The organism is Mesorhizobium sp. M0292 (assembly GCF_040321695.1).
Classification (GTDB): Bacteria; Pseudomonadota; Alphaproteobacteria; order Rhizobiales; family Rhizobiaceae; genus Mesorhizobium.
Genome location: NZ_JAMYSB010000020.1, coordinates 55,901 through 78,531, shown reverse-complemented (window position 1 = coordinate 78,531; position 22,631 = coordinate 55,901). Strand labels below are relative to the sequence as shown.

The 22,631-nt window shown below is 62.9% G+C and carries 25 protein-coding genes; 15 read left to right on the top strand and 10 right to left on the bottom strand.

The features are described 5' to 3' along the window. Positions 1–2: 2 nt before the first annotated feature. Entirely contained in the window at positions 3–221 is a 219-nt protein-coding gene (locus NKI96_RS25000; RefSeq protein WP_023699000.1) for a hypothetical protein, read from the bottom strand. Between the two features lie 65 nt (positions 222–286). On the opposite strand from NKI96_RS25000, the gene NKI96_RS24995 reads away from it, so the two are divergent. From NKI96_RS24995 to phnE (NKI96_RS24960), 8 genes are all read left to right on the top strand, one after another. Further along, positions 287–1,186, top strand: a complete 900-nt coding sequence (locus NKI96_RS24995) for an alpha-D-ribose 1-methylphosphonate 5-phosphate C-P-lyase PhnJ (RefSeq protein ID WP_023726432.1) — start codon at positions 287–289, stop codon at positions 1,184–1,186. Next, positions 1,183–1,959 carry a phosphonate C-P lyase system protein PhnK gene (gene phnK, locus NKI96_RS24990; RefSeq protein ID WP_023669826.1) on the top strand — a complete coding sequence of 259 codons (777 nt, stop codon included), beginning with the start codon at positions 1,183–1,185 and terminating at the stop codon, positions 1,957–1,959. The genes NKI96_RS24995 and phnK overlap by 4 nt, the downstream gene beginning before the upstream one ends. A gap of 208 nt (positions 1,960–2,167) precedes the next feature. After that, positions 2,168–2,875, top strand: a complete 708-nt coding sequence (gene phnL, locus NKI96_RS24985) for a phosphonate C-P lyase system protein PhnL (protein WP_352597407.1) — start codon at positions 2,168–2,170, stop codon at positions 2,873–2,875. Continuing rightward, positions 2,872–3,489 (top strand): DapH/DapD/GlmU-related protein, encoded by a 618-nt coding sequence (locus tag NKI96_RS24980; protein WP_023669828.1) that lies wholly within the window; start codon positions 2,872–2,874, stop codon positions 3,487–3,489. The genes phnL and NKI96_RS24980 overlap by 4 nt, the downstream gene beginning before the upstream one ends. 129 nt (positions 3,490–3,618) lie before the next feature. Further along, the gene (phnC, locus tag NKI96_RS24975; RefSeq protein WP_023669829.1) at positions 3,619–4,476 is read left to right on the top strand and encodes a phosphonate ABC transporter ATP-binding protein; all 858 of its coding nucleotides are present in this window, start codon (positions 3,619–3,621) and stop codon (positions 4,474–4,476) included. Between the two features lie 148 nt (positions 4,477–4,624). After that, positions 4,625–5,533, top strand: coding sequence for a phosphonate ABC transporter substrate-binding protein (gene phnD, locus NKI96_RS24970; RefSeq protein ID WP_023669830.1), 909 nt, complete (start codon positions 4,625–4,627; stop codon positions 5,531–5,533). A 56-nt stretch (positions 5,534–5,589) separates the two neighbouring features. Then, the gene (gene phnE / locus NKI96_RS24965) at positions 5,590–6,546 is read left to right on the top strand and encodes a phosphonate ABC transporter, permease protein PhnE (RefSeq protein ID WP_023669831.1); all 957 of its coding nucleotides are present in this window, start codon (positions 5,590–5,592) and stop codon (positions 6,544–6,546) included. Next, the gene (gene phnE, locus NKI96_RS24960) at positions 6,547–7,911 is read left to right on the top strand and encodes a phosphonate ABC transporter, permease protein PhnE (protein WP_352806753.1); all 1,365 of its coding nucleotides are present in this window, start codon (positions 6,547–6,549) and stop codon (positions 7,909–7,911) included. 80 nt (positions 7,912–7,991) lie between these two features. On the opposite strand, the gene NKI96_RS24955 is transcribed toward phnE (NKI96_RS24960), so the two are convergent. From NKI96_RS24955 to NKI96_RS24945, 3 genes are all read right to left on the bottom strand, one after another. After that, a complete protein-coding gene (locus tag NKI96_RS24955; protein ID WP_023737513.1) occupies positions 7,992–8,843 on the bottom strand; it encodes a sugar phosphate isomerase/epimerase family protein in 852 nt (283 codons plus the stop codon). Positions 8,844–8,968: 125 nt separating this feature from the next. Beyond that, positions 8,969–10,156, bottom strand: a complete 1,188-nt coding sequence (locus tag NKI96_RS24950) for a Gfo/Idh/MocA family protein (protein WP_352806751.1) — start codon at positions 10,154–10,156, stop codon at positions 8,969–8,971. A gap of 18 nt (positions 10,157–10,174) precedes the next feature. Then, positions 10,175–11,230, bottom strand: a complete 1,056-nt coding sequence (locus tag NKI96_RS24945) for a sugar phosphate isomerase/epimerase family protein (protein WP_023726430.1) — start codon at positions 11,228–11,230, stop codon at positions 10,175–10,177. A 399-nt stretch (positions 11,231–11,629) separates the two neighbouring features. Between NKI96_RS24945 and NKI96_RS24940 the strand changes: the two genes are divergently transcribed. From NKI96_RS24940 to NKI96_RS24920, 5 genes are all read left to right on the top strand, one after another. Next, positions 11,630–12,517, top strand: coding sequence for a sugar phosphate isomerase/epimerase family protein (locus NKI96_RS24940; RefSeq protein WP_023669836.1), 888 nt, complete (start codon positions 11,630–11,632; stop codon positions 12,515–12,517). Between the two features lie 9 nt (positions 12,518–12,526). After that, positions 12,527–13,696 carry a mandelate racemase/muconate lactonizing enzyme family protein gene (locus tag NKI96_RS24935; RefSeq protein ID WP_023683009.1) on the top strand — a complete coding sequence of 390 codons (1,170 nt, stop codon included), beginning with the start codon at positions 12,527–12,529 and terminating at the stop codon, positions 13,694–13,696. Between the two features lie 2 nt (positions 13,697–13,698). Then, positions 13,699–14,415: a FadR/GntR family transcriptional regulator gene (locus tag NKI96_RS24930; RefSeq protein WP_023686625.1), complete on the top strand. Its 717-nt coding sequence runs from the start codon at positions 13,699–13,701 to the stop codon at positions 14,413–14,415. A gap of 85 nt (positions 14,416–14,500) precedes the next feature. Beyond that, positions 14,501–15,481 carry an NAD(P)-dependent oxidoreductase gene (locus NKI96_RS24925; RefSeq protein ID WP_023686626.1) on the top strand — a complete coding sequence of 327 codons (981 nt, stop codon included), beginning with the start codon at positions 14,501–14,503 and terminating at the stop codon, positions 15,479–15,481. Between the two features lie 3 nt (positions 15,482–15,484). Continuing rightward, a complete protein-coding gene (locus NKI96_RS24920) occupies positions 15,485–15,862 on the top strand; it encodes a hypothetical protein (RefSeq protein ID WP_023692018.1) in 378 nt (125 codons plus the stop codon). A 22-nt stretch (positions 15,863–15,884) separates the two neighbouring features. Here the strand turns inward: NKI96_RS24920 and NKI96_RS24915 are convergent, their stop codons facing one another. Further along, a complete protein-coding gene (locus NKI96_RS24915) occupies positions 15,885–17,180 on the bottom strand; it encodes an amidase (protein ID WP_352806774.1) in 1,296 nt (431 codons plus the stop codon). Positions 17,181–17,296: 116 nt separating this feature from the next. On the opposite strand from NKI96_RS24915, the gene NKI96_RS24910 reads away from it, so the two are divergent. Continuing rightward, positions 17,297–17,644, top strand: a complete 348-nt coding sequence (locus NKI96_RS24910; protein ID WP_023692020.1) for a GFA family protein — start codon at positions 17,297–17,299, stop codon at positions 17,642–17,644. Between the two features lie 2 nt (positions 17,645–17,646). Here the strand turns inward: NKI96_RS24910 and NKI96_RS24905 are convergent, their stop codons facing one another. Beyond that, positions 17,647–18,555 (bottom strand): SDR family oxidoreductase, encoded by a 909-nt coding sequence (locus NKI96_RS24905; RefSeq protein ID WP_023804584.1) that lies wholly within the window; start codon positions 18,553–18,555, stop codon positions 17,647–17,649. Positions 18,556–18,650: 95 nt separating this feature from the next. Here NKI96_RS24905 and NKI96_RS24900 point away from each other — a divergent pair, with 95 nt between their 5' ends. After that, positions 18,651–19,229, top strand: coding sequence for a TetR/AcrR family transcriptional regulator (locus tag NKI96_RS24900; RefSeq protein WP_023692022.1), 579 nt, complete (start codon positions 18,651–18,653; stop codon positions 19,227–19,229). 38 nt (positions 19,230–19,267) lie between these two features. On the opposite strand, the gene NKI96_RS24895 is transcribed toward NKI96_RS24900, so the two are convergent. The 4 genes from NKI96_RS24895 to NKI96_RS24880 are packed head-to-tail and all read right to left on the bottom strand — an operon-like array spanning position 19,268 to position 22,630. Further along, complete coding sequence (locus NKI96_RS24895; RefSeq protein WP_023669844.1) at positions 19,268–20,353, bottom strand: ABC transporter ATP-binding protein; 1,086 nt, start codon at positions 20,351–20,353, stop codon at positions 19,268–19,270. After that, complete coding sequence (locus NKI96_RS24890; RefSeq protein WP_023692023.1) at positions 20,353–21,456, bottom strand: ABC transporter ATP-binding protein; 1,104 nt, start codon at positions 21,454–21,456, stop codon at positions 20,353–20,355. The genes NKI96_RS24895 and NKI96_RS24890 overlap by 1 nt, the downstream gene beginning before the upstream one ends. Next, on the bottom strand, positions 21,453–21,674 hold the full coding sequence (locus tag NKI96_RS24885; protein ID WP_023669846.1) for a hypothetical protein: 222 nt from the start codon (positions 21,672–21,674) through the stop codon (positions 21,453–21,455). The genes NKI96_RS24890 and NKI96_RS24885 overlap by 4 nt, the downstream gene beginning before the upstream one ends. Next, positions 21,671–22,630: a carbohydrate ABC transporter permease gene (locus NKI96_RS24880; protein ID WP_023682998.1), complete on the bottom strand. Its 960-nt coding sequence runs from the start codon at positions 22,628–22,630 to the stop codon at positions 21,671–21,673. Before NKI96_RS24880 ends, NKI96_RS24885 begins: the two co-directional genes overlap by 4 nt. Between the last annotated feature and the right edge of the window lies 1 nt (position 22,631).

The window sequence follows — 22,631 nt, the reverse complement described above, 5'->3', positions numbered from 1 at the left end:
GCCTAATCGCCCCCGCCATTGCCGCCACCCCCGTTGCCGCCATCCCCGTTGCCGCCGTCATGGGAATGGCTGCTATGCCCGCCGACGTAGCTGCCGTTTCCGCCTGTGACATGCGCGCCATCTCTGGAAGCAGGCAGAAACAAGCGCCGAGGTACAAAACCGACCACGCAGACAAACGCCAGAAGCAGAATTGCAATCTGGATCCAACCGGTCTGAGTCATTCGACTTCGCCTTTATTTCCGTTTTCTGGGCGTCAATGCAATAGCAGGGAGTGGATTTGATCGCCATGACCGACATCGCCACCTACAACTTCGCCTATCTCGACGAGCAGACCAAAAGGATGATCCGCCGGGCGATCCTCAAGGGCATCGCCATCCCTGGCTATCAGGTTCCCTTCGCTTCGCGCGAAATGCCGATGCCCTATGGCTGGGGCACTGGCGGCGTGCAGGTCACCGCCTCGATTATCGGGCCGGACGATGTGCTGAAAGTCATCGACCAGGGCGCCGACGACACCACCAATGCCGTCTCGATCCGCGCCTTCTTCAAGAAGGTAGCCAACGTCGCGGTGACGACCGATACCGCCAGCGCCACCATCATCCAGACCCGCCACCGCGTCCCGGAACACCCGCTGAGCGCCGGCCAAGTTCTAGTCTACCAAGTGCCGATACCCGAGCCGTTGCGCTTCCTCGAGCCGCGCGAAACCGAAACGCGCAAAATGCATGCGCTCGAGGAATACGGCCTGATGCATGTGAAGCTCTACGAGGACATTGCCAAACACGGCCGCATCGCCACCACCTATGCCTATCCGGTCAAGGTCGAGGGCCGCTATGTCATGGACCCCTCGCCGACGCCGAAATTCGACAACCCCAAAATGCACCGTTCGCCGGCCCTGCAGCTGTTCGGAGCCGGGCGCGAAAAGCGCATCTATGCCGTGCCGCCCTTCACCGATGTCGTCAGCCTCGACTTCGAGGATCATCCCTTCGAGGTCCAGACCTTCGACCTGCCCTGTGCGCTGTGCGCGGCGGAAAATGTCTATCTCGACGAGGTCATCCTCGACGACCATGGCGACCACATGTTCGTCTGCTCCGACACCGACCATTGCGAGAAGCGGCGCGCCGAAGGACATCGCGGCCACCTTGCGGCTGAAAGCCATGTTACCGCAGGAAAGATGAGGCCAGCAGAATGACCGGCGACCCACTGCTGCGCGTCTCCGAACTGTCCAAATTCTACGGCTCGCGCGTCGGCTGCGAGAATGTCACCTTCGACCTGTGGCCGGGTGAGGTTCTGGCCGTCGTCGGCGAATCCGGCTCCGGCAAGACGACGCTGCTCAACTGCCTGTCGACGCGGCTGCTACCATCTTCTGGCACCGCCAGCTACCGCATGCGCGACGGCCAGTTCCGCGAACTCTACCGTATGAGCGAGGCCGAGTGCCGCTTCCTGATGCGCACCGACTGGGGCTTTGTTCATCAGAACCCCGCCGACGGCTTGCGCATGACGGTGTCTGCCGGCGCCAATGTCGGCGAGCGGCTAATGGCGGTCGGTGACCGCCATTACGGCAAGATCCGCGCCACTGCCGTCGACTGGCTGTCGCGCGTCGAGATCGACGAGGACCGCATCGACGACGAGCCGCGCGCCTTTTCCGGCGGCATGCGCCAGCGCCTGCAAATCGCCCGCAACCTCGTCACCGGACCGAGGCTGGTGTTCATGGACGAGCCGACCGGCGGCCTCGACGTCTCGGTGCAGGCGCGCCTGCTCGATTTGCTGCGCGGGTTGGTCACCGATCTCGGCCTGGCGGCCATCGTCGTCACCCACGATCTCGCCGTCGCCCGGCTTCTGTCGCAGCGTATGATGGTGATGAAAGACGGCCGTGTCGTCGAAAGCGGCCTGACGGATCGCGTGCTCGACGATCCCCGCGCGCCTTACACGCAATTGCTTGTTTCCTCGATTCTACAGGTGTGAAGATGGCGCCAAGGCACCCCCCTCTGGCCTGCCGGCCATCTCCCCCTCAAGGGGGGAGATCAGCAGCTTTTATGTCCCGCCCCTTCTACGATGCAGAAGAATGGCGAAGTCGAACGCGACAGCCAATCTCCCCCCTTGAGGGGGAGATGCCTGGCAAGGCAGAGGGGGGTGTTGGCCCGCGGACGAACAACGATTGGAGAACCTTCTGATGCCGACGCCCCTCGTTGTTTCCGGCGTCGCCAAAAGCTTCACCATGCATCTGCGCGACGGCATCAGATTGCCGGTTGTCGCCGGCGTCTCATTCTCGATCCGGGCCGGTGAATGCGCCGTGCTCGGCGGACCTTCCGGCGCCGGCAAAAGCTCGATGCTGAAAATGCTCTATGGCAATTATGCCGTCGATGAAGGCCAGATCATCCTTCAGCATGAGGGCGGCCTGATCGATCTCGCCATCGCCAGCCCGCGCACGGTGCTTTCCGTGCGCCGCCAGACGATCGGCTATGTCAGCCAGTTCCTGCGCACCGTGCCGCGCGTCTCCGCGCTCGACGTGGTCGCCGAGCCGCTGGTCGAACGCGGCGAGGACCGCGAGAGCGCGCGGAAAAAAGCACGCACCTTGCTGGGGCAGCTCAATTTGCCGGAAAAGCTCTGGGCGCTGCCGCCGGCGACTTTCTCGGGCGGTGAGCAGCAGCGCGTCAATATCGCGCGCGGCTTCATCACCGAGCATCCGGTCTTGCTGCTCGACGAGCCGACAGCTTCGCTCGATTCGAAAAACCGCGACGTTGTGGTTGCGTTGATCGCCGCCAAGAAGGCAGGCGGTGTCGCCTTGCTCGGCATCTTCCATGACCCGGATGTGCGTGACGCCGTCGCCGATCGCATCATCGACGTGACCTCTTTCGCCGCCGGAAAAATCGCTGCATGAGCAGGAAACTATCGGAAGCGCCGTTGGTCCACGCCACGGCGCAGGTCGAGAACTCGACATTGGGGCGCTGGACAGAGATCGCCGACCGCAGCCGCGTGTCCGAAAGCATCCTCGGCGACTATTCCTACATCATGCAGGACTGCGTCGTCTGGTGCGCGACCATCGGCAAGTTCTCCAACATAGCCGCCGCCGTGCGCATCAACGCCACAAACCACCCGACCTGGCGGCCGACGCTGCATCACTTCACCTATCGCGCCTCCGACTATTGGGACGACGCCGAGCACGAAACAGAATTCTTCGCCCAGCGCCGCGCCAAACGCGTCTCCATCGGCCACGACACCTGGCTCGGCCACGGCTCGACCATCCTGCCCGGCGTCACCGTCGGCGATGGTGCTGCCGTAGGCGCCGGCGCTGTGGTGTCGAAGGATGTCGCGCCCTACACCATCGTTGGCGGGGTGCCAGCCAAGCCGATCCGCGAGCGTTTCGATCGCCGCACGGCCGAACGCTACCAGGCGCTCGCCTGGTGGGACTGGGACCACGCCAGGCTGCGCGCCGCGCTCGACGATTTTCGCGTACTCGAGGCAGACGCGTTCCTCGAGAAATACGGCGCCTGATCGGGTGCGATCACCCCACTTGCCGCACGGCTGTGGAGCGTAACAAAACTGACATCGTGATGACATGGCAGGTTCATGTCGCTGCGCTAGGCGAGAACCAGACGATCAATTCAGGTCTGGAACTCTTCGATGTTATCGACCCCTGCCACGCTCGAAATCCGCGGCGTCTCGCGCCGATTTGGCAAGAACACCGCCGTCAGCGCCATCGACCTGTCGATCCCGCAGGGCCAGATGGTCGGCATCATCGGTCGTTCCGGCGCCGGCAAATCCACCCTCCTTCGCATGATCAACCGTCTCATCGACCCCAGCCAGGGATCGATTTTTTTTGACGGTGCCGAGGTCTCGCGGCTGCGTGGCTCGCCGCTGCGACGCTGGCAGCGCGACTGCGCCATGATCTTCCAGCAGTTCAACCTGGTGCCGCGCCTCGATGTGCTGACCAATGTGCTGCTCGGCCGTCTCAATCATCGCTCGACCTTTTCCAACCTGCTCGGCATGTTTACCCGCGCCGAATGCGCTGAGGCGATTGCAGCACTCGAGCGCCTCGACATCGCCCGCACCGCACTGCAGCCAGCCGGCACGCTGTCTGGCGGCCAGCAGCAGCGCGTCGCCATTGCCCGCGCCATGATGCAGCAGCCCAAGGTGCTGCTCGCCGATGAGCCGATCGCTTCGCTCGACCCGCTCAACGCCAAGGTGGTGATGGACTCGCTGCAGGACATCAACCTGCGCGAAGGCATCACCGTCGTCACCAATCTGCACACGCTGGACACCGCCCGCACCTATTGCAACCGCATCATCGGCATGGCTGCCGGCAAGATCGTCTTCGACGGTCCGCCGGAAGCGCTCAACCGCGAGGCCGTGCGCCTGGTCTATGGCGCCGACGGCAACGGCGTCGATATCTCCGAGGCCATCACCTCGACCAGCATCGCCTACAAGCAAAAGATCGCCGCATCCGCCAGCCCGCTCGAGCCCGCATTCCCCGGGTACTGATCCATGATCCCGAAAAGTGGATACCGGTTTTCGGAAAAGATCATGGACCAAAACTGAGCCGCACTGGATCGACCGCCCGCGTCAAGGGCACTTGCAAAAATCAAGAACGCTGCCGGCGCGGGGCCGGAACTTACAGGAGAGACATCAAATGTTCAGGAAGATGGTATTCGGCGCCGTTTCGGCGCTCGCCATGGCAACCAGCGCCGCGCATGCGGCCGACCTCAAGGAATTCCGCGTCGGCATCCTCGGCGGAGAGAACGAAACCGACCGCCTGCGCAACTATCAGTGCCTGGCCGATCACCTGAAGACCGAATTCGGCTTCGAAAAGGTCTCGCTGTTCCCCGCCGCCGACTATGACGGCGTCATCCAGGGCCTGCTCGGCGGCACGCTCGACTTCGCCGAACTCGGCGCTTCCGGCTACGCCAGCGTCTACATCAAGGACCCGAAGGCGGTCACCCCGATCCTCACCACCCAGCAGACCGACGGCGCCACCGGCTATTATTCCATCGGCCTGGCGCTGAAGTCTTCGGGCATTACCGACATCAAGTCGGCCAAGGGCAAGAAGCTCGGCTACGCCGATCCGGACTCGACCTCGGGCTACCTGATCCCGCTGACCCAGATCCCGAAGGACACCGGCGCCTCGAACGACGCCTACTTCGCCTCGACCCAGTTCAATGGCGGCCATGAAAACAACATCCTCGCCGTTCGCGACGGCAAGGTCGACGTTGCGGTTGACGATTCCTCCGGCATCGGCGACTTCAAGAACGGCTACACCTCCGGCACCTTCCACAAAGTCACCGCCAAGGGCGCCGTCGACCCCAACGACTTCGTCGAAGTCTGGCGCTCGGGCCTGATCCCGAACGGCCCGCTGGTCGTGCGCACCGCGCTCGGCGACGACATGACCGCCAAGCTTGCCGCCTTCTTCACCGACCTGCCGAAGAAGGACAAGGCCTGTTTCGAAGGCGTCGAAGGCGGCGACTTCACCGGTTACGTCCCGGTCAAGCCTGACTTCTACAACGTCATCGTCGAAGCCCGTAAGGCAGCCATCGGCGGCTGACGGCAAAATCAGAAAGGGCGACGTGAAAAACGCCGCCTTTTTTGCATGTCCCGATCATGACCATCTCAGCAACAGCCCGCTCCAACGCGACCCTGCAGGTAGCCAACGCCTGGCAGCGCCAGATATCGTTGCGGCGGCTTTATACCATCCTCGGCATCGGCCTGCTGCTGGCGGCGACGCTGTCGAGCATGTGGTTCGCCGACGAGGCCAATGCCGGTCACTTCTGGGACCGGCTGCCGCATATATTCGACTTCCTCAGCTGGCTGATCCCGAAGGACTGGAACGACGTCTGGCGGGCGCTGTTCGACATCGCCTCGCCGCATGACACCGGCACCCAGGAGTTCAACTTCCCGCTCGGCCGCGTCTATGTCTGGGGCGGCTTCTACATCCCCGAATATTTCGAGCTGATGCTGACCACACTCAACGTGGCGCTGGTCTCGACTTTCATCGGTTTCATCTTCGCCGTGCCGTTTTCCTTCATCGCCGCGCGCAACCTGACGCCGCATCCGGCGCTGCGGCTCGTCGTCAAGCGCTTCATGGAATTGCTGCGCGCCTTTCCCGAAATCGTCATTGCCGGCCTGTTCGCCGCCATTGTCTCGACCGGGCCGATCGCAGCCATCATCGCCATCGGCCTGCATTCGATCGGCGCGCTCGGCAAGCTGTTCTATGAAATCAACGAGAACATCGACATGCGCGCCGAAGAGGGCCTGAGAGCGGTCGGCGGCAACTGGTTCGAGCGCGTGCGCTTCGCCGACCTGCCGCAGGTGCTGCCCAATTTCATGTCCTACACATTGCTGCGCGTCGAGATCAACGTGCGGGCCTCGACCATTATCGGCGCCGTCGGCGGCGGCGGTATCGGCGAGGAACTGAAGCTCTCGATATCGCGCGGTTTCGGCGCCAAGACGGTGGCGTTGGTGCTGCTGTTGTTCACGACGATCTTCATCGTCGACCAGTTCTCCGCCTGGCTGCGCCGCAAGCTGGTCGGCGAGCAAGCTTTTCTGATGAGCGCTTAAATGACCGCTTTGACCACTGATCAGGTCCAGTCGATCGAGGAACGCTATCCGCAAATCTTTCGGCGGCCGGCCTACAAGCGATTCGCGCCGCTGTTCCTGTTCGGCGGCATCCTGCTCTACCTCGTTTACGCCTTGTGGTTTTTCAACCTGCCGCAGGTGCGCGACTCGCATTGGGAGCGCCTGCCGCTCTTCCTGACGCAATGGATCAGCTACGATCTGCAGCCTGAATTCCGCCTCGACCAGCCTGAAATCACGCCGAAATACCCGCGGTTTTCAGCACTCGGCGAGAACCCAGATCCCGACTGGGTTGTCAAGAACCCGGATGGCACCTTCACCGTCCTGATCGATGGCGCGGCCAGGTCCGTCACCTTCGACAAGACCAAAGCGACGATCGTCGCCAATGGCGAGATGGTGCCGGTGGCGCTGACCAGCGGTAAGCCGGTAATTACAGGTCCGGTGCCTGGCTGGATCACCGCGCATGACGACGAGATCGTCGCCAGGATGGGCTTTGTCGGCGAAGTGCGCGTCACCGTCGATCGCGTCAAGGTCCGCAAGCGCTTCCTCGGCTGGGCAAATTTCGTCTTCGACACGCGCTCGCCCTTCTTCGGCAAATCGGCCAGTGAAGTGATCTCGCTGATCTGGTCCGGACCGGAACTTAAGCCTGGCACCTCGAACCTCGCGCTCGCCGGCGACAACATCTGGAACAATGCGCAGTGGCAGCATGGCGACGTCTGGACGAAACTGCTGCAGACCATCGTCATGGCCTTTCTCGGCACGTTGCTCGGCGGCCTCGTCGCCTTCCCGCTCGCCTTCTTCGCCGCCCGCAACATCACGCCGAGCGGATTGTTCGGCCAGGTGCTCAAGCGCTTCTTCGATTTCATGCGATCGGTCGACATGCTGATCTGGGCGCTGTTCTTCACCCGCGCCTTCGGCCCGGGACCGCTCGCCGGCAGCGCCGCGATCTTCTTCACCGAAATAGGCACGCTCGGCAAAATCTATTCGGAAAGCCTGGAAAACATCGACGACAAACCGCGCGAGGGCATCAAGTCGACCGGCGCCAACGGCCTGCTGGTGCAGCGCTATGGGGTCATGCCGGAAGTGATCCCGGTCTTCATCAGCCAGACGCTCTACCAGTGGGAATCCAACACAAGAGGCGCCACCATCATCGGCGCCGTCGGCGCTGGCGGCATCGGCCTGAAACTCTGGGAAGCCATGCGCACCAATTCCAACTGGGCCAACGTCTTCTACATGGTGCTGCTGATCCTGCTCGTCGTGTTTGTGTTCGACAACATCTCGAATTTCCTGAGGCGCCGGCTCAGCCGGACCATCCATGATTACAACAGGATGCAGGCCGAGGAGGGGTGACGTGCGAGGGACAGCACCCCCCTCTGTCCTGCCGGACAGTGGGGGGTGTGAAGGAACGCAGCACTCCTTGGGCGGCGCGGCTAAGCCGCCCGCTTCCACCCATCCCTGATATGCCTGTATCCCTCGCGATAAACCGCTTCCGGCGTCTCGGAAAAATCCCGCCACACCTTGGTCGCCGCCGCCAGATCCTTCAGCGACCTGCCAAACGCCTCGATCGTCAGCCAGTCGTCATAGCCGCTCTTGCGGATGGCCGCGAAAGTCTCTTTCCACGGAATGTTCCCGCGTCCCGGCACGCCGCGATCGTTCTCCGAAATGTGGATGTGCACGACATTCCTGCGGTGCTTCGTATAGGCGCCGATCGGGTCGGCTTCCTCGATATTGGCGTGGAAGGTGTCGTACATCGCCTTGATGTGCGGCCGGTCGATGGCATCGACGTGCTCGGACAGATCGGCCATCGTGTTCAGCAGATAGCACTCGAAACGGTTGAGCGCCTCCAACCCGATGGTAACGTTCCGCTTGCCGGCATGATCGCCAATGGCGCGCTGCGAGGCGATCGAGCGCTTCTTCTCGGCAGCGGTCGGCCCGCTGCCGGAGAAGGCGCCGAGCGTCGAATGCAGCGGCCCGCTCAGCGTACTCGCGCCGAGCGCCTGGGCGCAATCGATCGCCCATTTCATGTAGCCGATGCCGGCCTTGCGGGTCGCGGCATCCGGCGAAATCAGATTCATCGCCGGGTCGCCCATCGCCGTAACAGCCGTGCGCTCCAACCCGATGCGGTCGAGCAAATCGCCAAGCTTCTTGTAGTCCTCTGGCGTGCCTGAGAAGATCGGTATCTCGACGCCGTCGAAGCCGGTCGCCTTGATGTCGCGCAGCAACGGCTCGTGTTTCTTAGACACGGAAGTCGTCCACAAAAACATGCACATGCCGATTTTCATCGACAGCCCCTCCCCATTTGACGGCGCGCGCTGGTTTCTTTCGCACCTCGCACCATGCGCCCTCATTCGGCCGCTTCGCGGCCACCTTCTCCCCGAAGGGAGAAGAGACTTGGCGCCGGCGTTCCCTAAAGTTTCGTCCACGCCCCGTTCTTCTTCGATGACTTCACGCAGGCCTCGATGAACGCCATACCTTCGACGCCGTCCTGGATGGTCGGGAACACCACGTCCTTGCCCGGTCTGCCGCCCTTCTTGCATGCCGCGCGGATCGCCCGCGCCGCCTCCTGGTAGATGTTGGCGAAGCCTTCGAGATAGCCTTCCGGATGGCCAGACGGAACGCGGCTGACGCGTCCCGCAACTGGCAGCGCGCCGGCGCCGTTGCGGGTGAGCAGCTGCTTGGGCTGGCCGAACGGCGTGTACCAGAGATAGTTCGGATCGGCCTGAACCCATTCCAGCCCGCCTTTCGAGCCATAGATGCGCAGCTTCAGCCCGTTCTCGTGGCCGGGCGCCACCTGGCTTGCCCAGATCATGCCCTTGGCCGGATGCACCTTGCCGACCGGCTTGAAGCGCAGCATGACATTGACATTGTCGTCGAGCAGTCGCCCCGGCACGAAAGCGTCGAGATCGGCCGACAGGGAATCGAGCTCCAGACCCGAGACGAAGCGCGCCAGATTGTAGGCATGCGTGCCGATGTCGCCGAGCGCGCCGCCCGCGCCCGCCTGCTTGGGGTCGGAGCGCCACGCCGCCTGCTTCTGGCCGGTGGCGGCAAGATCCTCGGTCAGCCAGTCCTGCGGGTACTCGGACTGAACGATGCGGATGTCGCCAAGCTGCCCCTTGGCCACCATCTCGCGCGCCTGCCGGATCATCGGATAGGCAGTGTAATTGTGCGTCAGCACGAACACCTTGCCGGTCTTTTCAACCACGGCCGCGAGCTTCTTGGCCTCGGCCAAAGTCGTCGCCAGCGGCTTGTCGCAGATGACGTGGATGCCCGCCTCGAGGAAGACCTTGGCCGCCGGCACGTGCACATTGTTGGGGGTGACGATCGCCACCGCCTCGATGCCGTCCGGGCGCTTGGCCTCGGCCTTGGCCATCTCGGCATAGGAGGCGTAGCTGCGCGCCGGGTCGAGACCGAGTTCGGCGGCGGAAGCCTTGGCGCGCTCGGGATTGGCCGACAGGGCGCCGGCCACCAGCACGAAGTCATTGTCCATGCGCGCCGCGATCCGGTGCACCGCGCCGATGAAGGCGCCTTGGCCGCCGCCGACCATACCATAGCGGATCGGGCCGCCCCCCGCTTCCGACTTCGATGCGCCGACCATGTCTTTCTCCTGCTTGTGTCAAATACCCATCATGGCGCGCAGCATCTTCTTGTCGGTGGTGCCGCCGGCGAAATCATCAAAGGCCTTTTCCGTCACCCGGATAATGTGGTGCTGGATGAAGGGCGCGCCTTCGGCCGCGCCGTCCTCCGGATGCTTGAGGCAACACTCCCACTCCAGCACCGCCCAGGAATCGTAGCCATACTGGGTAAGCTTGGAGAAGATGCCGCCGAAATCGACCTGCCCGTCGCCAAGCGAGCGGAATCGCCCCGCGCGATTGGTCCAGCTCTGATAGCCGGAATAGACGCCTTGCCGCCCCGTCGGATTGAACTCGGCATCCTTGGCATGGAAGGCCTTGATCCGCTCGTGATAGATGTCGATGAATTCGAGATAGTCGAGCTGCTGCAAAAGGAAATGCGACGGGTCGTAGTTGATGTTGCAGCGCTTGTGACCGCCAACCGCATCTAGGAACATCTCGAAGGTTGCGCCGTCGAAGATGTCCTCGCCAGGATGGATCTCGTAGCCGACATCGACGCCGTTTTCGTCATAGACGTCCAGGATCGGCTTCCAGCGTGTGCCGAGCTCGGCGAAGGCCTCCTCGATCAGCCCGGCCGGCCGCTGTGGCCAGGGATAGAGGTACGGGAAAGCTAGGGCGCCGGAAAACGTCACCGAGGCTTTCAGGCCAAGATTCTTCGAGGCCTTGGCGCCGAACTCCATCTGTTCGACCGCCCATTTCTGCCTGGCCTTGGGGTTGTTGTGCACCGCAGGCGGTGCAAAGCCGTCGAACTGGGCATCATAGGCCGGGTGCACCGCCACCAGCTGCCCTTGAAGATGCGTCGACAGTTCGGTGATCTCGACGCCGGCATCCGCGCAGATGCCTTTCACCTCGTCGCAATAGGTCTTGGAAGATGCCGCCTTTTTGAGGTCGAACAGGCGTGCATCCCAGGTCGGGATCTGCACGCCCTTGTAACCGAGACCGGCCGCCCATTTGGTGATCGAGGCCAGCGAATTGAACGGCGCGGTATCCCCCGCGAACTGCGCCAGAAACAGCCCCGGACCCTTCATTGTCGACGGCATCGGCATCCTCCCAATTCATTTTTCCAAGGACCAAGCATAGCGTCTGATGAAAGCAGGGCCAGCCTCTTTGGTCTCTCGTGATGTGCATTCTCGTATCGGCATTCTGGTATTACCAAATACCGAAAATGGGTCAAGCCATTTGACTCACGCGCAAAGCTGCCAGGGCATTCCATTTTTGGCGATATATACCAGCATAATCAATACGGTACACAGATGTCGATATCGCATGGCGGCGGTTCTTGCCGCGCGACAAAAATTGCTGTAGACCTCCATTAGGGCCCAATTGGTCGAACCAGTTGCGCAAAAACGCTGGAGCGCCTTGGGGAGGAAACACGCGACGCGCCTTGTGGGGCGCGTCGCAGGCGAACTGGCACAGACGAATTCTGGGAAGGATAGACCATGCATCTTTCGACGCACAACTGGATGCGCGCGGAACCGTTGGAGGTGACGCTGAAGCGCATCAAGAAATTCGGCTACGAGTCGATCGAGATTTCCGGCGAGCCCGAGCAATACAAGACCAAGGAGACCCGCGCGCTGCTGAAAGAATACGGCATCCGCTGCTGGGGGTCGGTGACGCTGATGCTGGGCGAACGCAACCTTGCCGCCAGGGACCAGGGCCAGCGCGAACGCTCGGTGCAGTACGTCAAGGACGTGCTGACCATGGTCAGCGAACTTGATGGCGAGATCATAACGCTGGTGCCCGCGACCGTCGGCAAAGTGGTGCCGGACGGCACCGAGGAAGAGGAATGGAAGTGGGTGGTCGACGCCACCCGCGAATGCTTCACCCATGCCAAGAAGGTCGGCGTCAAGATCGCGGTCGAGCCGCTCAACCGCTTCGAGACCTATCTGTTCAACCGCGGCGCGCAGGCGTTGGCCCTGGCCGATGCGGTCAGCCCCGAATGCGGCGTCTGCCTCGACGCCTATCACATCCATATGGAAGAATTTAACGTCCATGACGCGATCCGTCAGGTCGGCAAACGGCTGTTCGACTTCCACGTCGCCGACAACAACCGCTTTGCCGCCGGCCTTGGCCAGATCGATTGGCCACGGATCGTGCAGACGCTGAAGGAAGTCGGCTATGACGGCGCGCTGACCAACGAATTCGTCGCGCCCGTCGACCGCACACCCGCCGCGCCCTATCCCGACATGGTCGACCGGAATCCGGTCGACATTTCTCCCGAACAGCTGAAGTTCATCCAGGATCACGGCTCCAGCGTGCTGACGGAGAAATTCTACACCGACCAGATGCGCATCACGGCCGAAACGCTGCTGCCGCTGATCAAGTAGCCGATCGGGATGCGCATCAAAACGGTCCAGGCGTGGTGGGTCCGCGTGCCGATTGAGGCCGCGAAGCAGCATCGCAGCGACTTTGGCCAGGTGACGACGTTCGACGCCGCCATCCTGCGCATTGAGACTGACGACGGGCTGATCGGCTGGGGCGAGGGCAAGAACGCCGCCGGCAGCGCCGGCAGCTATGGTGCGCTGGTCTACATGCTGAATCACGAGGTCGGGCCGCAGCTGATCGGCCGCGACCCCGCCGACATCGGCATGATCTGGGAGATGCTCTACAACGGCGTGCGCCATGACAGTGCCGCGCGCGCCGGCCATGCCATGCCGCAGCTGGCGCGGCGCGGCATGAGCATTGCGGCAATCAGCGCCGTCGATATCGCGCTCTGGGATATTCTGGGCAAGTCGTTGGGACAGCCGGTGTGGCGGCTCATCGGCGGCCGCAAGCTCGACCGCATGCCGGCCTACGCCTCCGGCGGCTGGGCTGCCGCCGACGCTATCGGCGAGCAGCTCAAATCCTACATCGCCAAAGGCGGCTTCAAGGCGCTGAAGATGCGCGTCGGCGCCATGGACGGCGCCCCGCACATTTCCGCCGCCCGCGTCCGCGCCGCACGGCAGGCGCTCGGTCCTGACGTCGAGTTGATGGTCGACGCGCACGGCACCTATACGGTGGCCGAGGCCAAGCGCTTCATCAGCCTGGCCAGCGATCTCGACCTCGCCTGGTTCGAGGAGCCTGTTATCGCCGACGACAAGGCTGGTATGGCCGAGGTGCGCGCCTCGGGTTCGATCCCGATCGCCACCGGCGAAAGCGAAGCGACGCGCTACGCCTTCCGCGATCTCGCGGTGCTGAAATCCGCCGACATCTTCCAGCCGGATCCGGCCTTTTGCGGCGGTATCAGCGAGGCGATGAAGATCGGCACCATCGCCAGTGCCTTCAATCTGCGCTTTGCCCCGCATCTGTGGGCCGGCGCGCCATGCTTCTTCGCCGGCCTGCATGTTTGTGCGGCCTCGCCTGCCAGTTTTACCGTCGAATATTCGCTCGGCGCCAACCCGATGATCCACGATCTTATCGAAGAGACTGTCGAAGCAAGGGACGGTATGATAGCGATCCCTGAAAAGCCGGGTCTGGGATTCACCATTTCGGAGCGGTTCCTGGAGGCGCACGCGCAACGCGGTTGACGATGAAAGAAAAGAACCTTCTCGCCGAGCTCGCCGCCTATCTCTTCGCCCATTCGGACAAGGAGACCGGCCGCACGCCTTCGGAGCGCGAACTGGCGGAGCATTTCGTCGTCAGCCGCGGCCAGATCCGCGAAGCGCTGGCCATTCTGGAGGCCATGCGCATCGTCGAGCGCCGCGCCAAATCCGGCATCTATGTCGACACCAGGCAGGCCAGTGTAGAAGCCTTGGCTCTTTTCGCCCGCGCGGGCCTGCCGCTCGATCCGGTGCAGATCTACGAGACCGTCGAACTGCGCAAGATCCACGAGATCAAGGCCGCCGAACTTGCCTGTTCGCGTGCCACCGAAGAGAATTTCGAACGCCTGCGGGAGATCCTGAAAGCCTCGGAGGAGTGCATCGCCGCCGGCGAAGGCCTCGCCAAGGAAGACCGCGAATTCCACCTCGAAATCGTGCGGGCGACCAAGAACGGCGTCTTCCACAATATCTGCAGCGTCTATTACCTGATGGGCGAGCAGCGGCTGCCGATCTACTTCAACGATCCCGAGCGCTCAGTGCGCTCGCATGCCGAGCATATCCAGATCTACGAGGCGCTGCTGCGTCGCGACGGCAATCTCGCCCAGGCGCTGATGAGCGCCCATCTGCAAGGCGCGGAAAGCTACTGGAAGGGGATCATCGAGGGCCGGGAGGCGCAAGCGCAAAGCCTGGCACTTGAGAAGGTCTAGTGCAATTCCAGGAAAGGTGTGAAACGGTTTTTCTGGGAAAAGCGCGCGGCGCTTTCCTTTGAGAATTGCGACTAGCGAGAGCCCCATGCCCAGAATCCTGTCGACGCACACGCTGCACCCGCGTGCCTCCGCCATGCTGGCGGGCGCCGGCGAACTCGTCGTCGCCTCAGCGCTCGATGCGGCAACGCTGACCGCCGAGGCGAAGCATGCCGACGTCATCATCGTTCGCGCACCGCTGCCGCCGTCGCTGTTCGAAAACGCCACGAAACTCAGAGCAGCGGTCCGCCACGGTGCCGGGCTCGACATGGTGCCCATGGAGGCCGCGGCCGCGGCCGGCGTGCTGGTCGCCAACGTGCCGGCGGTCAATGCGCGTTCGGTCGCCGAATATGTGATGTTCGCGGCCCTTGCCCTGCTTCGGCGCTTCCGTTCGGTCGACCGCGACTTGCGCGCCAAGGGCTGGAATGCCGGCCGCGACCACGCCAGCCATGCCAGCGAGCTTGCCGGCAAGACCATCGGCATCATCGGCTTCGGCGCCATCGGTCAGGCGGTCGCCCATATCGCCGCGCACGGCTTCGGCCTCGACGTCGTGGCGACGACCCGCAGCATGCAGCCGGCACCCGACAGGATCGGCTTCCTGTCGATCGATGCGCTGATCGAACAGAGCGACATCATCGTGCTCTGCTGCCCGCTGACGCCGGAAACGCGCGGCCTGATCAGCCGCGAACGCATTGCCCGCATGAAGCCGGACGCGCTTTTGATCAACATTTCGCGCGGACCGGTGATCGACGACGAGGCGCTGATCGAGGCCTTGCGCCAAGACCGGATCGGCGGCGCCGCACTCGACGTCTTTGCCACGCAGCCGCTGCCGGCAAACCATCCCTATTTCGGTTTCGACAATGTTATCGTCACCCCGCATATGGCGGGGATTACCGAGCAATCGATGATGCGCATGGGCGTGGGCGCGGCCGGCGAGACCTTGCTGGTGCTGGCCAACCGGCTGCCTGTCAATCTGCGCAATCCCGACGTGGTCGAGCATTACCGCAGACGGTTCCCGGCGGACGCGTGAACCATGTCCGGTTTTCGCTTCGCATCTCTGGTTCTCGCAGTGTCGTCGATCGTGGCCTTACCTTCGCTCGCGGCGGCACAAAGCAGCGATTATGTCTATTGCAGCAATGGGATCGTCTGCATGATGGCGCCCTGCCCGTCAGGCAATGCGCTGGATCTGACCACCGGCAATGTCGTTAAAGGCGTGGAGCTCAACACTACGGAATTGCCGCCGCTGGACAGATCGGCACCTGACCTCTCCGACAAGCTTTATGCTGGAAAACTCGTCGTCCGAGGATCGATCCAGCATCGCGGCCAGCCCAACGATCCGCCGATGCTGGTCGTTACCAAAATCGAACGCTCCTCCAAGAAAAGCGAGCGCAAGCGCTGCGCGGCACGTTGACTGCCGACCTACGGCTCGCTGCCTATCGGAGCAGCCGCTCGACTTCAGCCGCGATGCGCAGCAGATGGTGGTCGTGGCCATTGCGCGCCACCAGCATCAGTCCGGCCGGCAGCGTCATGCCGGGCATCGGCAGCGAGATCGCGCAGAGGTCGAACTGGTTGGCGACCTGGGTATTGCGCAGCAGCAGACCTTCGGTGCGTTCACGCAGAGCCGTATCCTCGGCCATCGAAACGATAGTCGGCGCTGTCACCGGCGTGGTCGGCAGAGCCAGCACATCGACCGAACCCAACCGCTCGTCCATGGCTATGCACAGTGCCGCGCGACGACGCATTGCCCTGATATAAACCGGCGTCGGTATGGCCGCCGCCCGCGACAGCGGCCCGCTGACATGGGGATCGACCGGCACCGATGCGCCCGTCGCCAGCCAGTCGGCATGGATTTCAGCACCTTCCATTGCCGCGATCGAGCCGCGTTTGGTGGCCAGGCGCAGATCGGCAATGAGGTCGTCGATCGAAATGTCCGTGAGCCACGCGCCTGCCTGCTCGATCCCGGCAAGGCTGCGATCGAACGCGGCGGCAATCTCCGTTTCCGTGTCTTCGAAAAGCAGGCCGCGCGGAATGCCGACACGAAGCCCGGCAAGCGCTAACGGCAGGTGCAGTTGCGGCATCTGCTCGCCCGTCATCGCGGCGTCAGCCAGGGCACACGCAGCAACACTCAGCGCCAGCGGCCCGATCGAATCCAGCGTCGCAGAAAGGGGATAGGCACCAGTCAGCGGCACGCGCCGCGCCGTCGGCTTGAAACCGACGACGCCGTTCAGCGATGCCGGGATGCGCACCGAACCGCCGGTGTCGGAGCCGATGGAAATGTCGCTCGTCCCCTCGCCAACGGACACGGCGGCGCCCGACGACGAACCGCCCGGAATGCGGCTGGTGTCGGCGGCATTGCCCGGTGTGCCGTAGTGCATGTTGTCGCCGATGGCGGTGAAGGCGAATTCGGTCATGTTGGTCTTGCCGATGATGACGGCGCCGGCCTGGCGCAGACGGTTGACGACCGCAGCGTCGTGCCGACGGGGCGCGGTGTCCCTCAACATCAGCGAACCGGCCGTGGTCGATTCACCGGCGACATCGAACAGATCCTTGATCGAGATGATGGCGCCGTCGAGCGGCCCGAGCGATACGCCGGCCTTCTTGCGCGCATCGGTGGCCTCGGCCGCTGCGCGCGCCGCCTCGGCATAGAGTTTGGTGAACACCTTCTCGCCTGCCGCGCAATTGGCAAGACGTGACAGGATGATCTCGAGACGATCGCGGATTGATTGCATGTCGATGTCGGATTCCGTCAAGGTGGAGCGTCTTTAAGGCATATGGGCCGCTAAGTCAGCGGAAGGAATAACCCGGACAGCGTGCCTTTGCACCTGCCAGCGATAGGAAGAGACTGATGCTGTACAAAGGCAGCTGCCACTGCGGCAAGGTAGCGTTCGAATTCAAAGCCGAACTGACCGGCGCCGTGCGGTGCAATTGTTCGATGTGCAGGCGCAAGGGCGTGCTGTTATGCGCCATCCCGCATGACAGCCTGAAGGTGCTCGCATGGGGCGATGATCTCGGCACCTATACGTTCAACAATCACGTATTGGCGCATCGCTTCTGCCGGACCTGCGGCATCCATCCCTTCGCCGAGGATGTCAGTCAGGGCAACGAACGCAGCGCCTACGTCAACCTTAACTGCGTTGCGGATATTGATGCTGTCGGTCTGTCGATTTTCGACTTCGATGGCCGCTCGGTCTAAGCTTACCGGTAACCCGCGGCATCGGCAGGTTTGCCGGCGTCCTGTACCTCCGGAACATAGCGCCAGGCGTCCGGGCGTGAGCCGTCGAGATCGGTAAAACCATAAATCTGCGCCAACCCACCGCTGGACAGCGACTGGCCGTTCCAGCGCGCACGATCCGGATCCGCCGCAAGCGACGCGACCGCGCGGCCGACAAAGCGCGGCGTTTCGGAAATGACGAAATGCGGCACGTTGGCGGTGGCGTCGCGCCAATTGTCTTCGGTGACGCCAAACGCCTCCAGCATCATTTCGGAACGCAGCCATCCGGGCGTCAGCGACACCGAGGTGGCGCCATGCGCAGCAAGATCTTTGGCGTGTGCCCATGCCATGCGGTTCACCGCGACCTTGGCGAGATCGTAGAACGGCGACAGCCGATAGTGATCGGCATTGTACTCGGCGGTGCCGTCAGTGACCTCGACCAGCAGCCCGCCCGGCCGCTCGATCATCAGCGGCAGCGCATGATGCGCGGTGATCAGATGCGTGTCGATGCCGAGCCGCAACAGGCGCAGGCCGTTTTCCAGATTGTGGTCCCAGACCGGCTTATTCCACTCGAACAGCTTTTCGCCGCCCCAGATATCGTTGACCAGAATGTCGAGCCGACCCTGTTCGGCCCGGATGCGCTCGACCAGACTGCGCACATCATCAGTCACCATATGATCGACTTGCACGGCAATGCCCTTGCCGCCATGCGAACAAACCAGCTCCGCCGTCTCCTCGATGGTTTCGGGCCGGGCATAGTCGGATTGCTGGCTGCGTGTGGTGCGCCCGGTGACATAGACGGTGGCGCCGGCGGCGCCGAGTTCAACCGCGATCCCCCGCCCGGCACCACGCGTGGCGCCGGCGACCAGGGCGACCTTTCCTTGCAACGTCATGGTAGTCTCCCAACCGAATCTATCGACCAAACCGATCTGGCTTACGCCGCTCGCATTATATATAAATGATTATTCGGTTATATTGAGATGTCAAGGTGACGCGACCAAAAACCAAATCCGACGAGCAGGTGCTGGAAGCCGCGTTGGGATTGATTCACGAACATGGACCCGAGGCGCTCACCTTCGAGCGGCTGGCAAAGGCGTGCGGCCTCTCTGGCGCAACACTGGTGCAGCGTTTCGGCAACAAGGCGCAGCTGAAGCAGCGCACCTTGCTGCAAGCGTGGGATGGCCTCGATGCCAAGACGAGGGAACTCGCAGCCACCGTTCCCAAAACGCCGGCCGGCGCGATCGAATTGCTGGTGGGGCTGTCGCAGGGCTACGGCGGCATCGAAGCCTACGCCGAGGGCCTGCTCGTCCTGCGCGAGGATCTGCGCGACCCCGTGCTCAGGGCGCGAGGCGCCGCCTGGAAAGCGTTCCTGAGCGAGGCCCTTGCGGCTTGCTTGGCCGGAACGCCCGACACCCCGCGCGACATCGGCCTGCTGATGGCATCGCATTGGCAGGGCTCACTGCTGTGGTGGAGTTTTGACCCGACGATCGAGGTGGCCACCTATGTCGAGGAAAGCCTCAAGTGCTTCGTTGCAGCCATCACCAAAACAGCGGCCCGAAAACCGTGATGGGCCGCTGCGCAAGCTGGGAGTGGATGTAGTCTAAATTAGCTGGCGTGCCGCAAGCTCACGCCGCTGCCCTTGTCGAACAGCACCACCTTGTCCTGATTCCAGGCAAAGCGCACCGGCTGCTCGATCTGGACATCGGTTCTGGCCGGCACCGTGGCGCGTAGCGTCGTGTCGCCGACCCGCAGAGTCAGGATCTTTTCCACGCCATGGTTCTCAACATCGTGGACGCGTGCCTCGACCGGCGCACCGCTTTCAAGATACACATCCTCAGGTCGAATACCGAAGACGAGCGGGCGACCGTCGGTCGCACCGCCCGCCTTGGCACCCCCAGAGAAAGGCAGTTCGAAATTCAGCGGCGCCATCACCGCGCGGCCGTTGACCAGCTTGCCATCGATCAGGTTCATCGGCGGCGAGCCGACGAAGCTCGCCACATAGGTATCGCGCGGATTGTTATAGATCTCGTGCGGCGTGCCGGTCTGGATGATGCGGCCATGGTTGAGCACGCCCACTTTGTCGCCCATCGACATCGCCTCGATCTGGTCGTGGGTGACGAACAGAAAGGTGGCGCCAAGCTGGATCTGCAGGTTCTTCAGTTCCGTGCGCAGCGCCTCGCGCAGTTTGGCGTCGAGCGCCGACAGCGGTTCGTCCATCAGGAACACGCGCGGCTTGCGCACGATGGCGCGCCCGATAGAGACGCGCTGCATTTCGCCGCCTGAAAGGCGGTCGGTCTTGCGGTCGAGCAGATGCTCGATCCGCAGTGTCTTGGCCGCTCGTGCAACACGGTCCTTGATCTCGGCATCCGGCAGCCGACGTATCTTCGGCTTCAGCGGGAATTCGAGATTTTCGCGGACCGTATAGCGCGGATAGAGCGAATATTGCTGAAGCACCAGCGCCACGTCGCGCTCGGCCGCACCCCAGTCGGCGACGTCGACGCCGTCGATGAACACCTGACCCTCGGTCGGCTTTTCCAGACCCGCGATCATGCGCAGCGTCGTCGTCTTGCCGGCGCCGGTCTCGCCGAGCAGCACGAAGAACTCGCCATCGGCGATCTCGAGATCGAGCCCGGTCAGTGCGGTGTGGTTGCCGAAGCTCTTGGAAATATTCTTGAGCTGGATATGAGCCATCAGAGCCTCACCTCAAGCGACTTGCCGCTTGCCGTGTCGAAGAAATGTGCCTGCGCCGGATCGATCCTGGCGAAAACCTTTTCGCCCGGGCCGCCGACGAAGCCGCTCTTGGTGCGCGCGCGCAGCATCTTGGAGCCGACCTTGAGATCGACAATGTCAAACGAGCCGAGCGGCTCGACGATCTGTGTCTCGACCGGCACGAAACCCTCCGCCGCTTCATGGCGCACCAGCACGCCTTCCGGCCGGATGCCGAGCGCAAGCTGGCCGCCGGCATGGCCGTTGAGCTTGGACAAAAGCGTGCGCGGGAATTCGAAGCCGGCGGCAGCGCCACCGAGGGTGACCGAGGCCGCCGAAGCGGTCTCGGCGATCGCCGCGTCGGCGACGTTCATCACCGGGCTGCCGACGAACTGCGCCACGAACAGATTGGCCGGATGCGAATAGACCTCGTCGGGCGAACCGACCTGCTGCAGCACGCCCTCATGCATGATCACGATGCGGTCGGCGAGGCTCATCGCCTCGATCTGGTCGTGCGTGACATAGATGGTGGTCGAGCCCTGTTTGATGTGCAGCCGCTTGATCTCGGCCCGCATCTCTTCGCGCAGCTTGGCGTCGAGGGCGCCGATCGGCTCGTCCATCAGCATCGCCTTCGGCCGCCGCACCAGAGCCCGGCCGATGGCCACACGCTGCATGTCGCCGCCCGACAGCGCCGACGGCTTCTTGGCCAGCAGTTCCGTGATCTGCAGCGTCTTGGCGACCGAGCGCACCTCGCTATCGATCTCGGCCTTGCTCTTGCGCGTCGCGCGCAAGGGAAAAGCAATGTTCTCATAGACGCTCATATGCGGGTAGAGCGAGAACGACTGGAACACCATGGCTATGTCGCGGTCGGCGGCCTTGAGGTGTTGCACCGGCTTGCCGTCGATGAGGATGTCACCGCCGTCGATCGTCTCCAGCCCGGCAACCGCCCTCAATGTCGTCGTCTTGCCGCAACCCGACTGACCGAGCAGCACGATGAACTCGTTGTCGTCGATCTTGAGGTTGAGGTCCTTGATGACCTGGACCGCACCGAAGAATTTCTGGACGCCGCGAAGCTCAATCTGGGTCAATGCTCTGCTCCCGGATTGCGCACCTGGCCGGTACCGGCCTTCTCCGCCGGCGCGATCTTCGAGGTGATGTTGAAGCCGATCAGGCCGATCAGGATGATGGTCACGCCATAGCTGTGCAGCAGCAGGTTCCACGGCTGGCAAAGCGCGATGATGCCGAGGACCATCAGCACCTGAGACCCCGGTTCGAGATATTTCTGGTTGATGGCTCGAAAGCTCATTTGCGGATCGCTCCGAAGGACATGCCGCGCAGCAAATGGTTGCGGAGCAGGAAGGTGAAGATTGCGACCGGCAGCAGGAACAGGAAGGTTCCGGCGGCGATCACCGTCCAGTCGGGCAGGCCGGCGCCGACCTGGCTGGGGATGAAGGGCGGCGCCGTCTGGGCGCGGCGGTTGGTCATGATCAGCGCGAAAGCATACTCGTTCCACGCCGTGATGAAGCAGAAAACCGCGGTCGCGGCGATGCCGGTGGCGGCCTCCGGCAGCACGATCTTGAAGAAGGCTTCCATGCGGGTGTAGCCGTCGACCAGCGCTGCCTCTTCATACTCCTTCGGGATCTCGTCCATGAACCCCTTCATCAGCCACACCGAAAAGGACAGGTTGAAGGCGGTATAAAGGATGATCAGCCCGATATGGGAATCGTTGAGGCCGACGGCCCGGTACATCAGGAACATCGGGATCGCCACCACCACCGGCGGCAGCATGCGCGTCGACAGGATGAAGAAGAGCAGATCCGCCTCCCCCTTCACCTTGAAGCGCGAGAAGCCGTAGGCGGTGAAGGTACCCATGCCGACAGCCAGCACCGTCGAGGTGATGGCAATGATCAGCGAGTTCATGAAGCGGCTCGGATAGCCGGACCATTGCACCTGGCCCTTGCCGTCGCGCACGATCTTTTCACCGCCGTCGAACACGACACGTTCCCACCAGGGTGCCGCCGCATACTCTTCCGGCGACGGCGGGTTGCGCATCTGCGAGCGCTTGGTGAACAGCTTGACGAACGGCGATATCTCGGGCTGGAACACCACCGTCGGCGGGATGGTCGTGGCAAGGTTGCGCGGCTTGAACGCCGTCGAGGCGATCCAGTAGATCGGCGCCAGGAAGATGATCGTCACCAAAAGGACGGCGACGATGGCGACGCGATTGAAGCCTATTTCGGAAGAAGTGCGGACGGCGGCCATC